Source organism: Denitrovibrio acetiphilus DSM 12809 (assembly GCF_000025725.1).
Taxonomy (GTDB): domain Bacteria; phylum Chrysiogenota; class Deferribacteres; order Deferribacterales; family Geovibrionaceae; genus Denitrovibrio; species Denitrovibrio acetiphilus.
In genome coordinates this window covers 1,313,191-1,329,417 of sequence record NC_013943.1, presented here as the reverse complement: position 1 = coordinate 1,329,417, position 16,227 = coordinate 1,313,191, and the positions used below count along the sequence as shown (strand labels likewise).

Genomic DNA, 16,227 nt, shown 5'->3' with positions numbered 1-16,227 from the left:
AGATCGTAATCACCGTCGCTTTATCTCAAACACTTTCATAGCATCTGACAAGCTCGGTATCTTTTGACGTATATCGTTAACGTTCTCTCTGTTAATTTCACATGTTAAGACATGTTCTCCGGAAACAGATTCGTAAAGGTTGCTGCCCCAAGGGTCGTATGCAACACTGTAACCGCAATCCATATCTTTCTTTTTAGTATGCATTACGCTGCAATTACAGCCTATAACATACATTTGATTTTCAACAGCTCTCGCTTTTGTCAGTGTCTGCCAGTGATCTTTTTTAGCCTCCGGCCAGACAGCAGGGATAGCCACGACATCAGCTCCGGCAGAGGCAGTCAGCCTGAACATCTCCGGAAACCTTATTTCATAACAAAGTAAAAACCCCACCCTGACACCTTTAAAGTCAACAACGCAAATATCATCGCCTTTATCAAAGTAATTATCTTCACCAGTAGGTGAAAAAAGGAAGTTCTTTCTATATTTACCGATGACAGCTGTTTTAGTCACAGCATAAACGGTATTAAAAACCTTGTTTTGATTTGTCTCGGGGTGGGTAGTTATTACCAGTGTATCAGAATTTATAATACTCTGTATTTCAGAAATGAGTTCATAAGTATGTTCTGCAAAATTCTGAAGATTTTTATAATCGAAACCACATCCCCACATTTCAGGAAGCATAAAAATTACATCTTTATCATCAGCATGTTCAGCCATTGCTTTCAGGAAACGTTTCCTATTTCCGTCAAGGTCAGAAAGCACTACAGGCAGTTGAAAAGAAATAATTCTCATATCACTCCTCTAAACGTTTGGAATTTTAAAACATAATTTGTGTGATGTCAAGATGCTAAATAGCAGGTAATCAAGACACAAAAAAAAGAGCACTACTGAAACCTAAGCGTACAGCTAGTTTCAACAGTGCTCCTGTTTATAGAACAACAGTAAAAAGTTAAAAACTTACCCTTTATAATTAGCCGGGATATAATCGCAAAACGGCTCTTCTGCCATGTAGTTGCCTGTAACAGCGTACGAACGTGCACGGCAGCCGCCGCAGACACCGAGATGCTTGCAGACACCGCACTTACCTTCGTAATCTTTAAATTTCCGCATATCCTGAAAAAGTTCAGAGGTATCCCATATCTCTTTGAGTGACTTCTCAAAAACATTACCGCCGTTTACAGGAAAATATGAGCAGGGGAGAACATCACCGTTCGAATTAACAAGCGCAATAGTCTGACCTGCTATACAGCCTTTTCCGCCTCCGGTTGAAAACGTAAGGCTCCTGCGATCTTTGTCTTTCCCCTCTTTCTGGCTCCGATCGTGCCATATCCTGTAATACTGCGGTGCGCAGGTAGGGCGAACGAGGATATCTTCCTCTTCTCGTTCCATTTCATAGTGCCAGTTCAGTATCTCTTCGTAGTCTTCTTTGCTGATAAGCTCTTTCATAAGCTCTTCGCCACGACCTGTCGGAACGATAAGGAACATATACCATGCAGTAGGCTGAAGACTTTTCGCCAATTTATATGTATTCATAATATCGTGTTGATTCCGCTTTGCAAAAGATGAGTTGATTATAAATTTTATACCATGTTTTCTGAAAAGGGCGGCAGCGTCCATAACAGCCTGAAATGACCCCTCTTGCTGTCGGAAATCATCATGCACTTCCGGCGTGGAGCCGTCGAGGCTGAGCGAGCAGATTCTTATGCCTGATGCCAGCATCTTTTCACACACTTCGTCGGTTACCAGAGACCCGTTTGTGGCCATCGCCATACGAAGCCCTTTTGAAGTGCCGTAACTCGCTATATCAAATATATCTTCCCTCATGAGCGGTTCGCCGCCTGTAAGCACTATCACAGGGTTAGCAAACTCTATGAGATCGTCTATAAACTTCTTAGATTTTTCCAGTGTAAACTTTCCAACGGCGGAATGTATACCCGAAGAAGAACGGCAGTGAACACATTTCAGGTTGCATTTTGATGTGATTTCCCAAGCCATCCATTTAAGTTCCCAGATTTTTTCTGACATATTTTTCTCCGTATAATAAATCTGATTAATACATTAACAGCAAAGACGCATTTTTCAATATCAAATACATAAGGTACTTTGTAAAATATCTGAACGTATTACCTAAAACATCCCAAAGAATAACCGCAGCCCGCGCCTTTATCTATCAAGAGACTTTAGATATTACCTCTGGTTTTACAGATCAGTTTTAGGTGAAGATAGTTCATACCTATTATTAATACACTGCATCACAAACCCACAGCGGACAATTAGGAGGTATCACATCCCGTTTTCATAATTAATTTTACTTATCTGATCCTATTTATTTAACAAAGTCAGTCACAAAGCAAGAGTAATGAAAGTAAATTTTTGATAAATAATTCTTGCTTTATTCTATGAATCGACTATAGTGTTTTTAGTCAATCATGAATCTTAAAGATTCTGAGGGTTGTTAGCAAATTTGGATTTTGAATCAGAACTGACAGTTTACCAAGCTTCGCATTGAATATTCTTCAATAAAATGCCCACATAAATTTGTTTTTAGTTACTGCTTCCGGTGATCACAAACACCATCCAGTATTTTGTATCACGTCCCAGAGTTCAGGCGATCTCTTGTATTTGACAATAAAAATTTATGAGGAACATTTTATGAACATTTATGTAGGAAACCTTAGCTACACATCCAGCGAAGACGAACTTTTCGAGCTTTTTGAAAACATGGGTCAAGTTGACTCAGCAAGAATAATCACAGACAGAGACACAGGCCGTTCTAAAGGCTTCGGTTTCGTAGAAATGGCTGATGCTGAACAAGCTAAAGCAGCTATCGAACAACTTAACGGAACAGAATTCGGCGGCAGAAACCTTACTGTTAACGAAGCTAAACCAAGAAACAACGACCGCAGCGGCGGCGGCTTCAACAACAGAAGATACTAATCTCTGTTTAAGCTTAAAATAACAACAAGCCGGGCATTTATGTCCGGCTTTTTTTACGTCTGTTTTTATCAATATTAGAAAGACATATGGAAATAAAGTAACTAAGGCTCAGAAGTGGCTTGTCGGATATTTATGAAATGATGCTTTTGGCAATAGCGATGGCTACGGCGTGTTGTCTGTTTGTGGCATTTAGTTTGTTTTTGATATTTTTGATATGAAAATTTACAGTGTTTTCGGTTATGTTAAGAATTTTGGCGACTTCCCAAGACGTTTTTCCGTACTTAAGCCAGGTAAGCACACTTTTCTCCCTTCCACTAAGTTTAATTATATTTTCATTAGAAACACTCAGGATTCTGACATAGTTTGTCAGAAGGTGCGCGTGTAAATAACACGCTATCTGTTCAAACTTACCCTCCGACTCTTTAGCATTCACAACAAAAACAATCAGGCTTGCTATCTGGGTTTCATGATTCATTTTTGCCAGTATATACCTGTCTTCGTTTTCGCAGGGTTTACTCCCGGCATTTCCGGCATGCTGAAAAATCACATCATGTACATAAACAGGACTGTTAGTAACTTTTATAACTTCTTTTCCAGCCAGTATTTGCGGAAAGACTTTATCCGCAGCATAATCTTCCATCGGAACAACATAGTCATCTGTTCTCTGCATAAATGCATTATCACTATAGATAATTTTATGCGTACAGGTTTTATGAAACTGGAGCTCTGCCATAACTACCGAGTCGAAGCCTAACAGCTCTTTAGAATTGATAAGCATCTCTGCAAAGGCTGAAATTGATTTAACATTTACAAGAGTTGTAACAAGATCTAAGACAGCCTTATAGTCCGTTTTACTTAACTCATACATACTAAACCAACTTGAATATTTATTGATATGTAATTATACCACATAAAAAATGCCGCCAGATGCAAAGCCCGGAAAAATGTTGCGATCTGACGGCCAATGCGGGATACGGTAGTTTTAGGTCTACCGTATACTTTATATTTTTTGAAACTATTATTCTGTTATCTACATATTAATAGATACAGACATTTGGTCAAATGTTAAACTACCAGAAATAGTAGCCAAGCCACATTTTGCAGCTATGAACACTTAACGTTATTTAGTTCCAACGTACGGACAACTACTACAGGAGCACTTCACGGGCTTATCCTTGCCTGCGTCTTTTACAAACACGGATAATTTATAAGTGCTATATGCAGCTGCCCACGCTATAAGGGCAAAAACGATCATATTACTTACCATTCATACCTCCTTTTAGGCGATTATCTGGTATACAGCTATAGATGCAAGGAATGCAACCAATGTATAACCAACAACTGTAAAGCTTGCCCATTTCCACGAACCAGTCTCTTTTGCAATGGCAACCACTGTTACGAAACAAGGGGAATAGAGCAGTATAAAAGTAAGCAGTGACAAAGCATTAGCCATTGTCCAGCCCGACTTACTGATCAGACTTTCTGCGAGAGGCACAGAGTCCTCTATGTCTACTTCGCCAAGTGAGTATGCAGTACCAAGAGCTGATACAACAACTTCTTTAGCTGCAATACCACCAACAAGAGCGATATTTGTTTTCCAGTCAAAACCTGCATATTTTGTAACAGATTCAAGAGCAATACCTATTTTACCAGCTACAGACTCTTTGATATTCATCGCTGCCATCTCAGCATCAATTGTTGCAAGTTTATCGCGAAGTTCTGAAGCTGGCTCTGAAACTTCTTCAGCATCACTGCCGGCTTCAAGCAGAACATCTTTAGTGTAGTTTTGCTCAACCGCAGCGATCTGAGATTCAAAAGCCTGCTCTTCTTCTGCGTTAAGCCCTGGGAAAGTCATAAGGACCCAGAGAAGAATGGATATAGCGAGGATAACGGTACCAGCTTTTCTTATGTACATCCAGCATCTCTCCCATGCGTGGATAATGAGTCCTTTAAGCGTAGGCATTCTGTATGGAGGGAGTTCCATAACGAAAGCAGATGAATGCTCTTTAAGGACAAAAGCGCCCAGTATGCGTGCAACAATAAGAGCGAGAAGCCAGCTTATAAGCGTAATACCAAGCATTATTGTACTTCTGTGTTCCTGAAAAAAAGCTGCAATAATAAGTGCATATATAGGAAGTTTTGCACCACAGGGCATAAAAGGAGCAGTCAGGATAGTGATAAGACGTTCTTTTTCACCCTTGATAGTTCTGGCAGCCATAACACCAGGGACAGCACATCCGCCAGCGATACCACCTGAAACTATATAAGCAACGACAGAATTACCCTGAAGACCGAAGAAACGGAAAACTCTATCAAGCATATAAGCTGTACGAGCCATGTAACCTGAATCTTCAAGAATTGCTATTGCAAAGAACATAAACAGGATAAGCGGTGCAAAACCAAGTACCCCACCGACACCATCTATAATACCTGATATTATCAGAGATTTAAGAAGCCCGTCATTGAGTCCGGCATCAACGATGCCGGAAAGCCAGCCGAAAGCTGTCTCAAGCCAGCCGACAGGAAATTCACTTGCCCAGAATGTAACTTCATATATCCCGTAAAGAAAAGCAATCATCAGAAGAGGTCCGAACAATCTGTTTGTCAAAACCTTATCAATCTTATCACTCAGAAAGAGCCTGTCCATATTTGACTCTTCTGCAACCACAACCCCTTTAAGTATTGAGTTAATAAATCCATACCTATAATCAGCAATGAGGTTTTCCGCAGTGACTTTAAGTGTAGAACGCAGATGGTTATTAAGTTCATCTGTAATGTCGAGCAGTTTTTTGTGCACTTCCATATTCAAGGCACCCTGAGCATGCACCTGTTCATCATTCTCAAGATATTTAAGAGCAACCCATCTGGCAGGGTATTTATCTGTCAGAAAATCGTTTTTCTCTACTATAGGAGTCATTTTATCAAGAGTGGAGTCTATATCCTGACCATAAGATATTTTGAAATCCGGTTTAGGTTTGCCACTGTTGATAAAATCGTCAATTCTGTCAAGGAGTAGTCCAGTACCTTTATTTTCTCTTGCCACTGTCTCAACAACCGGAGCACCCAGCTTCTTAGCAAGAAGATCAACGTCAATATGGATATTACGTTTCTTTGCAACATCCACCATATTGAGCGCTAAGACAACAGGCACTTCCAGTTCCATAAACTGGACAAACATATACAGGTTACGTTCCAGGTTTGATGCATCCAGAACATCCACCACAACCTCTGGTTTTTCATTAACAACATAGTCTCTGGCAACAACCTCCTCAAGAGAATAAGGACTGAGGCTATATGTTCCGGGAAGGTCAACGATATTAAAAACTGACCCGTTGTGCTTGACAGATGCTTCTTTCTTTTCAACGGTAACACCGGGATAGTTCGCAACGTGGTAGTTAGCCCCGGTAATATTGTTAAACAGAGAGGTTTTCCCACAGTTAGGGTTTCCGGCAATCGCAATATTTTTCATAATTAATCCTCAACTTCTACTGTGATATGGTCAGCTTCGTTGTTACGAAGACTAACTGTAAAACCTCTGACTTTAAGAGCCACAGGGTCCTTCAGAGGAGCCCTACCTACGATCTTGATTTCTGCCCCGGGAGTCAGCCCCATATCATTAATACGCTGACGCAGTTCCCCTTCGCACTGGACACTTGTAATGCGCCCCTTCTGATCTTTCTTCATACTTCTCATGGATATTTCCATTACACTCTCCAAAAAATAACATAATGGTAAGATTACAATCTTGAAGTCAAATAAAATTCTGACATATCAAAAGCCTATAATTCCTTTCCAAAATCTGTACACAGTATTTCTATGATAACGATTTTCAATATCATTACCTTACATACAAAAGTAAGTCAATATAAAAAAGGATAGTTTACACCTATTTCTTTCTAAAATGATACAGATTGTTCTGCCTATGTGCTTAATACATATCAAGACGCTGATATATTGAAAACTTAATCGATGTTGAGGTGGTGTGATTCATGTGAAAAATGTACATTGAATAGTCGATAATTCATATATAGAAATAATTTAATTGTCTAGTTTTAGTTTTATTCAAAAAAAGCGGATCCTTTTCAAGACCCGCTTTGTATTCTTATAGCACCTACCTGATGCAAATTAATTTGCTCAACTAAACCCAGAGGCACACCCACCGGAAAAATCGTTCTTAACGGAACTGCCTGATGAAGCTGAGACCCTGGATATTAATTTTTCACAATTTTCACTTTTGCATATGGGGCACTCTATTTTAGTATCCATATTGAAAACAAGTTTAGAAAACTGATTATCACACTTTTTACACTTGTATTCATAGATCGGCATAAGGAATCCTAGATATATTTTTTCAGAGCGTCTTCGTATACACCTTTTGGTTGAACACCGATAAACTGCTCAACAACTTTTCCGCCGTTAAATATCATTACAGTAGGGATGCTCATGATGCCGTACTTTGCTGCAAGCTGCTGGTTTTCATCTACGTTAACTTTACCAACTTTCACTTTACCCTGATATTCGGAAGCAAGAGATTCAATAGTTGGGGTGAGCATTCTGCAAGGTCCGCACCATACTGCCCAGAAGTCTATGAGAACAGGGGTTTCCGCATCTAATACTTCTGTCTGAAAACTGGCTTCGTTAAGTTCTGTTGCCATGTGATTCCTCCTCAGTTATCTGTCTTAGTAATAGTATACAATTTTCCTCATTTGTCAATGCATATAGAGTATATATTGCAATATTCATATATAATCATTTTAAACAAAAATGCAAGTAAATCTATGCATACACTCAACACATTTTTCACATGAATTATATTTACAATCATTTATTATACCGAGCCTTGTTAATGCAAAATCATACTTTGCAGGATCATCCGCGTTTAATTGTTTAAAGAAAGTGCTCACTGTTTCCAAATTCTTTCTGGTGGCAGAGTCATTATTTATAATATTGTTATTTTTAGCAAAACGAAGGATATGGGTATCAATAGGCATCAGCAGTTCAGACGGTGAAAATTTCTTCCACAGTCCAAAATCAACGTCATCTTTGCGAACCATCCACCGCAGAAACATACGAAGTCTTTTAGCTCCTGAAGTCCGCGGGTTGGGAAACAGGAAAAAGAACCCCTTTTCAGCACCCTGACACATTCTGTTTACGACTTCATAAAAATAATCAATCCCCTCTTCCAGAGTGTCACGGCGGGCAAAAAGGTTTTCAAGAGAACCATATTCACCGTAAAGTCTCTGCATAAACTGAGAATAGTAGTGCACATCAGATACAGACTGAAACCTGTAATAGAGCCCTTTGCTCTCAGAGTTTAATTTCTCTGGCTCTGTTCCGTAGTGTTCAAAGAAAGAGAGCAGGAATGACTTGATAGCTTTTACGTTCCCATAGGCAAAAGAAGCAGCGGTCAGCGCTATGAACTCTTTATCCCCTTCAAGCGTGTGGGGGTAATGTATGGGGTCAGTATGGATGTATTCTCTTTTATTATACTGTGCATAGATTTCTTCAAAAAAGGTTCTGTATCTGGTGGTGGCTGTCACTCAGACCCTCTCCAGAAGAAATGTATTAAGTCTTTTCATATTAATATCAGCACGGTGATAGCCAAGGCTTTCAAAAAATTCGTAACAGTTAAAATTACCTGTTGTTTCAGTCTTCAGAACAACATCCTTATCGCCAAGGCTAACAACGAAAGATGCAGCATTAAGCACCTTCTCGTCACCTTTCTTGTTTAGTTTTTTATAAAACGCCTCACCTTTCAGATACTTATCACGGAACAAAGAGAAAAGATCCTCTCTAAAAGTTAACCTGATATAAGTATCAAATTTCTTTGGGTGTATTGTAAATTTATTGATAGAACGGACATTTACACCTGGCGGCATAAAGCTATTTATCTTTTCCAGAAGCTTATTGATATCTTCGATAGGAGCAGACTCAAAAAGTACAACTTCATTGTACCCTTCCAGTCCGGAAGATGCCGCCTGAACATAACTCAGCTTCGGCTGGGGATTAAACCCTGCTGAAAATTTCAGTCCGATATCTGCCAGTGTCAGAACGTGTGTGAATAGTCTCTGTGTCTCAATAGCAGACAAAAGGCTCATACGATCTACCTTACTGAAAACAAGGGCATATCTTTCAAACACGTCACTTTCTGCCGGAGCAGTATCAGTATTAATTGATGCAGGTAAAGAAAATTCATTCTTTACAGTTTCAAAATCACAAACGCCGCATTCGGAGCAGTTGCCGTTTGTACAGTCATGTGTTGCAATCAGCTGTTCAGACCTTTCATACTCACGCCAAAGAAACTCTTTCCTGACGCCTACATCGATATTATCCCAAGGGAGCTTTTCATCTTTTCCGAATATCCTCTCAGCAAAATCAGCATCTTTATATCCGAACTTGCTTAGGGCAGCTTCCCATATGTCATAGCTAAAATGTTCACTCCACGCATCATATCTGGCTCCGTTAAGCAGAGCTTCCTCTATGACGTCTGCCAGCTCAACCGAACCTCTTGAAAAAACGCCCTCAAGGACTGATGCACGGATACCGTGAAAAGAACACGGTATCTTATACTTTTTCATCACTTCTTTCAGTTCTTTCTTTTTGTTAAAAAAGTCGTCACCGCTGTTCTGCCCGAACCACTGATAAGGGGTATGGGACTTCGGTACGAAGTTAGAAACCGACACTTTTATATTAAACCGCCCCTTTCGGAGCATTTTCGCTTTTCTGGCAAGCTCTGCAATGGCAAGTACATCTTCCATTGTCTCACCCGGGAGCCCTATCATGAAATAGAGTTTAGCACCATTCCAGCCTGCATCAGAAGCTTTCTCAACAGCATTGAGAATGGATTCTTCAGTAAGCCCTTTATTGATGGCATCACGCATACGTTGGGAACCTGCTTCGGGAGCAATGGTAAAACCGCTTTTTCTGACTTTGGAAAGTTCCCGGAACATAAATTCTTTAATCCTGTCAGCACGTATAGATGGGAGCGAGAGGGAAACTTTTCTGCTGCTGGTCAGTTTAACCATTGTAACCAGAAGTTCTTCCAGACGGCTGTAATCTGAGGCTGAGAGGGAAAGAAGCGATGTCTCAAGATATCCGGTATTTGAAAGCTGGGTAAGTGCATCGCAGGCAATGTTGTCCACACTCCTTTCACGGTTCGGACGGTAGATGACCCCTGCCTGACAAAAACGGCATCCACGAGTACATCCCCTTGAAATCTCAACAGCCACCCTGTCCTGAACAGCAGGAATAGTGGGAACTATAAGCTTTTCTATGGTAGTATCCTGCGAAAAACCAGTGTATATTGAGCGCACAACATGCTTATCCGGATCTATCTCCGGCACGTAAGTATATGGGAGCGAATTAAGATACTCAAGAAGCTCCCTGCGCCCTGCGCCCTCATTTTTCATCTGATGGAGTCTGTCCACAGCTTCCGGCAGAGTAATTTCGGATTCACCTACAAAAAATACATCCATAAACGGTGCAATAGGCATAGGATTAACAACGCAGGGTCCGCCGGCGAGGATTATAGGATCATCTTCAGTTCTGTCTTTTGAACGCAGCGGTATGTTTGACTGCTGAAGCGTCAGAAGCATGTTTGTATATGACAGCTCGTACTGAATACTGAACCCGACGATGTCGAAACTGCGCAGGTTTGTAGATGACTCAAGGCTGACAAACATTTCGCTGCCGAATTTATCTATTGCGTCCACCCACGGGGTGAAAAAACGCTCACAAGCAACAGTATCCAGTCTGTTCAGTCTCTCATAAAGCATCTTATAGCCGATATGGCTTATGCCAACTTCATAAATATCAGGAAACACCAGACAGAAAGTTGTTCTGCCTTCATGAGTCTTATGGAAAGAGTTAATCTCCCCATTTATGTATCTGGCAGGCTTACTGACCTCCAGAAGTCTTTTGTAATCTTTCATTTAATTATCACCAGGGTCGTCAAATCTCCTCATTGCAACACCATTAACAAGCCCCAGCATAGACATAAATGTCAGCAGTGACGATCCACCATAGCTGACCAGAGGCATAGGGATTCCTACAACAGGCATCATCCCTGCTGTCATCGCCAGATTCACATAAAACTGGAAGAAGATAAATCCACTAACACCGAGACATATCAATTTGCCGGTCGGTTCTTTGGCGTTCAATGAGATGAGCATTATACGGAAAAGCAGAAACATGAAAAGAGAAATAATCACCAGAGAACCAACAAGACCAGATTCTTCTGCGATAACAGAAAAAATAAAGTCTGTGTGCCTCTCCGGAATGAACTTCAGATGAGACTGTGTCCCTTGCAGAAACCCCTTCCCCGTGATACCACCTGAGCCAATGGCAATCTTTGACTGTATAACGTGATAACCGGAACCAAAAGGATCTTTTTCAGGATTGATAAAGGTTATAACCCTCTTCTGCTGATAAGGCTTCATCTGAGACCAGAGAACAGGAGCCGCAAGAATCATACTGACGACAATCACCATAAGTGTCATTCGCTTTATCCCCATCACCAACAGCAGCATACCCCAGATAACAAGAAATGTACCCGCTGTTCCGAGGTCTGGCTGGAGGAATACAAGAGCAAAGGGGGGAATCACCCATACAAACTTTTTTATAATACCAAGCATTCCATACTTGTTGCACCCTATCTCTACATAAATCCTCGCAAGAAAAATCACCCACACAAATTTAAAAAACTCTGACGGCTGCACACGAAGCCCGGCGACAGATATCCACCTTCTGGCGCCCATACCGACATGTCCGGACACAAGCACAGCCAGCAGAACCAAAATTCCGATGATATATATAACATATGCATACTTAACAAGTTTCTTATGCCCCAGCGTGCTGAAAAAAAAGAACATCATATAACCTAGGACAAGCCAGTAAATCTGTTTAACATAATAAGTTTTCACCGATGCAGTCACAGGATCATACCCTGCGCTGTATATGGCTACAACCCCAATGACCGTTATCAGCAGCATTGCGAGAAAGAGCAAAAAATCAAAATTTTCCAGATGCTTTCTATCAAGGTTGACGCCAAACATATCCTAAATCCGCCATTTTATTTATAACAGCACCAATAATGGGCGCTGCGCCTTTGCTTCCCGAACCGCCGTGCTCTATCAGTGCAACAGCAACGTATTTTGGGTCTGACACAGGAAAAACTGAACCAAACCACGAGTGGTCACGGAGATTCTCCGGAATATCATCATTGTCCATCTCTTCCGTGTGTTTAAGACTGACCACTTGAGCAGTACCTGTTTTACCACCAATTGTTACGCCTTTCACTAAAGCCCTGTAACCTGTAGCGCGTTTTCCGTGGACAACAAGCCTCATACCTTCAAGAGCAGTGCTTACAGCTTCTTCGCTTAAGTGAACCTCTCTTAAAAGGTTCGGCTCCTGCATCACCTGAACACCTGTATCGGCGTCCTCTATATACTTAACAAGATTAGGTGCATATACTTTTCCACCATTAAAGATACCAGACAGCATAACGGCAATCTGCAACGGCGTAGTCGCCATATACCCCTGACCTATTGACGTGATGATGGTCTCACCGGGATACCATGGTTCATTCTTCGATTTCTTCTTCCACTCACGGCTTGGGAAAAACCCTGATTTTTCGTTAGGGAGGTTTATCCCTGTCTTTCTTCCAAGAGAGAAGAGGTTTGCATATTTAGTAATGGGGTCAATTCCGGTAAGAAGACCGACGTTATAAAAATAAACATCGCACGACTGCTCCAGAGCATGCACAAGGTCAAGGTTTCCATGCCCTCCCCTCTTCCAGCATCTATATTTAAAGTTGCCGTACTGAAACTCGCCGGGACAGTTGAATATTGTATCCGGTGTTATCTTCTCTTCCATCAGAGCCACAACAGCAGTAAGTATTTTAAATACAGAACCTGGCGGGTAACTCCCTTCGATAGCTCTGTTCAGAAGGGGTTTGTCAGCATTTCTGATAATATCAAGTCTGTCATTTGATTTTGCAAATGGGGTAAAAGACATAAGATTGTAAGATGGAGCTGAGTACATAGTAAGTATATTGAAATTATCAATATCCATAACTATAACAGTACCTTTTCTATTTTTCATAAGCTTATGTGTAAAATTCTGAAGATCAGAATCTATTGTAAGAGCAATATTCTTACCGGGGATAGACTGTTTTTCAGACAGAACCTCAAGGATACGACCATAAGAGTCTACCTCAACCTGTCTGGCGCCATCTTCGCCTCGCAGGACATTTTCGTACACTTTCTCAAGCCCCGTCTTGCCTATCATATCTCCGCTCGAATAACTGTCCTTTTTTTGTATGTCATTTTCATTTACTTCCGACATATAGCCGAGTATGTGACTGAAAGCTTCATTATTCTGATAGCTTCGAACTGATTCGAGACCTATTTCAACACCGTGAAAATCTGCTGAATTTTCGAGAACTTTTGAAACCTGTTTAAAGGTAAGTCCCCTCTGAATCATTGCAGGTTCATAGAGGTAGGATTTTTTTATCTGTTTTTTTGCAAATGTTTTATCTATAGGGACAACTTCATTCAGCTTATCGAGCAGGCTGTCGATATCTTTAACATCTTCTTTAACCACATCAAGTTCGTAGCTAGGGGTATTCTTAACGATAAGCCGCCCCTTAGTATCCTTTATAAATCCTCTGTCTGCTTTGATACGCATGAGACGTATGCGGTTATTTTCTGAAAGTCTTTTATATTTCTCAAACCCAACGACCTGCATATAGGCCATACGCACACCGAGAATTATCATAAAGATCATTAATATTGAGTAAAATACGATTGTACGTTTTTTTATATACTCCAGTACATCGTCTTTAAGAGTTTTTAAAAGCACAACCAAACCCCTTAAAGAAATAGTGTATAACAAAAACCAACGAAACATTTATTATCGTGCGCAGAACAGCAATGGGAAGTGCCGTTTCAAAAGAGTATTCAGTAATAAGCAGATTAAACATACAGTAAATAAATGATACTGACGAAAACATAAGAAGCCTGTAATAAACTTTAGTCATATCCATAATAACATCTGTGCGAAACCTTACGAGATAAAAAAGCATAAAAAGTATAACTCCGGGACCGTAGAAAGCATCCCTTGTGAAATCAGCAAAAAAGCCGAATATTATTGACAGTAATATAAAATTGTCTTCATTACCAAAATCCATAGTAAGGATAAAGAGAATCAGGATAAAATCGAAGTAAGAAAAAATGCCATTAACTACAACAGTGAATATGTGTAGTGTAAGCAATGCAAAAATAATAAAGGTATATTTGTTTATGATGCGTTCTATCATTTCCCCACAACCAGAACATTTTCCAGTTTATAAAAATCTACATTCGATTTAAGAGTCAGGTTACGAAAAAGACCTACTTCGATATTTTCCACCTGATCAACCTGCCCGACGATAATCCCCTTTGGGTAAACACCGCCCAGCCCAGAAGTTATCATGACATCATTCTCCTTGACGTCATCAAGTCTGTCATAAAAGTCAACAGCCATAGCACCACGTCCATCACCACGGACAATCCCTACAGTCCTCGTTCTGCTGTTCATAACGGAGACATTGCTGCCAGGGTTAAGTACAACTTCAACTTTTGCAGTATCGCTGTAGACCTCTGTAACCATCCCCACAAGACCGCTGTAGCTAATGACCGGATCTTTCCGCCTTACGCCATCCTCAGTACCTCTATCGATAATGGCATATTTCAGGTAACCTTTGATGTTACGTCCTATGACATTGCAGGCAATAGAGTCAAGCTTTGAGAATTCACGGAATTTCAGAAGTTTTTTCAGACGTTCGTATTCTGCAACTTTTTCCTGAAGCAAAGAGTTGTCCAGCTTAAGCTCACCATTCTCTTTACGCAGGTTTTCATTTGCTTTATGAACACTTACCAGATTGATATAGCCGTCCCATATGCCGCCGACACCACCGATTGCCTTATCTGTATAATACACAAACGGATTGATAAAGTTCCCCAGAATACCTCTGAAAGGACCTTTTATATTTGGGTTTCTCGCTTGCAGCACTATCAGCACCAGCAAAACGAAAAATGTTATTGCTATCTTCTTCCAGGACTTCATATGTCCGGAGTTATCAGTCTATTGTGACTTTTTTAAGCAGTTCAAGGCTGTCAAGCACCTTGCCTGCACCTAAAGCCACAGATATAAGAGGTTCGTCAGCAACGATGATAGGCAGCCCTGTCTCGTTGGAAAGTCTTTTATCCAGTCCTTTCAGAAGAGCACCGCCGCCTGTAAGAACTATGCCTCTGTCAACAATGTCGGCAGAAAGTTCAGGGGGTGTTTTCTCAAGGGCGATACGGACAGCATCAATAATTTTAGTAACTGCCTCATCAAGAGCTTCTCTCGCCTCTTCATCAGTTATCTCAATAGTTTTAGGTATCCCCGTAACAAGGTCGCGACCTTTGATTTTAATACTCATCTCATTTTCCATCTTAAAGCATGTACCGATCTTCATTTTAATCTGTTCTGCTGTTCCATGTCCGATGAGAAGGTTATATTTGCGCTTAATATAGTTAACAATAGCATCGTCCATCTCGTCACCACCGACTCTGACAGAGTTTGCGTAAACGATACCGGACAATGATATGACGGCAACCTCAGTTGTACCGCCTCCAATGTCGACAACCATATTGCCTGACGGGTCTTCAATAGGAAGCCCGGCACCGATAGCCGCAGCCATTGGCTCTTCGATAAGATAAACTTCCCTTGCCCCTGCCTGAATGGCAGAATCTTTGACCGCACGTTTTTCAACCTGTGTCACTCCTGACGGAACACATATAACAATGCGGGGTCTGACAAGAGATTTCCTGTTATGAACTTTTTGTATGAGGTTTTTGAGCATCCGCTCTGTAACTTCAAAGTTTGCGATAACGCCGTCTTTCATAGGACGGATAGCCACGATGTTTGCCGGAGTTCGCCCGAGCATGCTCTTAGCTTCACTCCCCACAGCGAGGACTTCGTTATTCTGGTTGTTAATGGCGACTACGCTCGGCTCTGAGCAGACAACGCCTTTTCCTTTTACATATATCAGAGTATTGGCTGTTCCTAGGTCTATAGCCAGATCGTTTGAAAACATATCGAAAAAACCCATAGTTCGTACACCCTCCCATTTGGGGTATTCTTTCTTAGATATCAATGTTTAGTCTACAAATTGTAATAAAGCAAGAGAAACTAACACATTGTACCGGAAGGAATTTATTTATTGTAATAGATTAAAGTTTTTTGTATAACAAGTCAAACAAATAT

16 protein-coding genes are annotated in these 16,227 nt (G+C 40.8%); 1 reads left to right on the top strand and 15 read right to left on the bottom strand.

What is annotated here, in order from left to right; translation table 11 throughout:
• Window positions 1–9 precede the first annotated feature (9 nt).
• Entirely contained in the window at window positions 10–792 is a 783-nt protein-coding gene (locus DACET_RS15500; RefSeq protein WP_013010573.1) for a nitrilase-related carbon-nitrogen hydrolase, read from the bottom strand.
• Between the two features lie 165 nt (window positions 793–957).
• Window positions 958–2,025, bottom strand: coding sequence for a radical SAM/SPASM domain-containing protein (locus DACET_RS06415; protein WP_013010572.1), 1,068 nt, complete (start codon window positions 2,023–2,025; stop codon window positions 958–960).
• A gap of 627 nt (window positions 2,026–2,652) precedes the next feature.
• On the opposite strand from DACET_RS06415, the gene rbp reads away from it, so the two are divergent.
• Window positions 2,653–2,937 (top strand): RNA-binding regulator, encoded by a 285-nt coding sequence (gene rbp / locus DACET_RS06410; protein WP_013010571.1) that lies wholly within the window; start codon window positions 2,653–2,655, stop codon window positions 2,935–2,937.
• A gap of 130 nt (window positions 2,938–3,067) precedes the next feature.
• On the opposite strand, the gene DACET_RS15495 is transcribed toward rbp, so the two are convergent.
• The 13 genes from DACET_RS15495 to DACET_RS06355 form a co-directional block, all read right to left on the bottom strand.
• Window positions 3,068–3,805 (bottom strand): helix-turn-helix transcriptional regulator, encoded by a 738-nt coding sequence (locus DACET_RS15495; RefSeq protein ID WP_013010570.1) that lies wholly within the window; start codon window positions 3,803–3,805, stop codon window positions 3,068–3,070.
• Between the two features lie 252 nt (window positions 3,806–4,057).
• A complete protein-coding gene (locus tag DACET_RS16795; RefSeq protein WP_488226039.1) occupies window positions 4,058–4,192 on the bottom strand; it encodes a hypothetical protein in 135 nt (44 codons plus the stop codon).
• A 24-nt stretch (window positions 4,193–4,216) separates the two neighbouring features.
• Window positions 4,217–6,406 (bottom strand): ferrous iron transport protein B, encoded by a 2,190-nt coding sequence (gene feoB / locus DACET_RS06400; RefSeq protein WP_013010568.1) that lies wholly within the window; start codon window positions 6,404–6,406, stop codon window positions 4,217–4,219.
• Window positions 6,407–6,408: 2 nt separating this feature from the next.
• Window positions 6,409–6,642: a FeoA family protein gene (locus DACET_RS06395; RefSeq protein WP_013010567.1), complete on the bottom strand. Its 234-nt coding sequence runs from the start codon at window positions 6,640–6,642 to the stop codon at window positions 6,409–6,411.
• A gap of 429 nt (window positions 6,643–7,071) precedes the next feature.
• Window positions 7,072–7,266: an FmdB family zinc ribbon protein gene (locus tag DACET_RS15970; RefSeq protein ID WP_013010566.1), complete on the bottom strand. Its 195-nt coding sequence runs from the start codon at window positions 7,264–7,266 to the stop codon at window positions 7,072–7,074.
• Between the two features lie 8 nt (window positions 7,267–7,274).
• Complete coding sequence (gene trxA / locus DACET_RS06390) at window positions 7,275–7,592, bottom strand: thioredoxin (RefSeq protein ID WP_013010565.1); 318 nt, start codon at window positions 7,590–7,592, stop codon at window positions 7,275–7,277.
• Between the two features lie 99 nt (window positions 7,593–7,691).
• Window positions 7,692–8,477, bottom strand: coding sequence for a TIGR02757 family protein (locus DACET_RS06385; protein ID WP_013010564.1), 786 nt, complete (start codon window positions 8,475–8,477; stop codon window positions 7,692–7,694).
• Window positions 8,478–10,868, bottom strand: a complete 2,391-nt coding sequence (locus DACET_RS06380; protein WP_013010563.1) for a TIGR03960 family B12-binding radical SAM protein — start codon at window positions 10,866–10,868, stop codon at window positions 8,478–8,480.
• On the bottom strand, window positions 10,869–11,990 hold the full coding sequence (rodA, locus tag DACET_RS06375; RefSeq protein ID WP_013010562.1) for a rod shape-determining protein RodA: 1,122 nt from the start codon (window positions 11,988–11,990) through the stop codon (window positions 10,869–10,871).
• Window positions 11,971–13,797 carry a penicillin-binding protein 2 gene (gene mrdA / locus DACET_RS06370; protein ID WP_013010561.1) on the bottom strand — a complete coding sequence of 609 codons (1,827 nt, stop codon included), beginning with the start codon at window positions 13,795–13,797 and terminating at the stop codon, window positions 11,971–11,973. Before mrdA ends, rodA begins: the two co-directional genes overlap by 20 nt.
• Complete coding sequence (locus DACET_RS06365; protein ID WP_013010560.1) at window positions 13,778–14,254, bottom strand: hypothetical protein; 477 nt, start codon at window positions 14,252–14,254, stop codon at window positions 13,778–13,780. The genes mrdA and DACET_RS06365 overlap by 20 nt, the downstream gene beginning before the upstream one ends.
• Window positions 14,251–15,042, bottom strand: a complete 792-nt coding sequence (gene mreC / locus DACET_RS06360; RefSeq protein ID WP_013010559.1) for a rod shape-determining protein MreC — start codon at window positions 15,040–15,042, stop codon at window positions 14,251–14,253. The genes DACET_RS06365 and mreC overlap by 4 nt, the downstream gene beginning before the upstream one ends.
• Before the next feature lie 13 nt (window positions 15,043–15,055).
• Window positions 15,056–16,072: a rod shape-determining protein gene (locus DACET_RS06355; protein WP_013010558.1), complete on the bottom strand. Its 1,017-nt coding sequence runs from the start codon at window positions 16,070–16,072 to the stop codon at window positions 15,056–15,058.
• Between the last annotated feature and the right edge of the window lie 155 nt (window positions 16,073–16,227).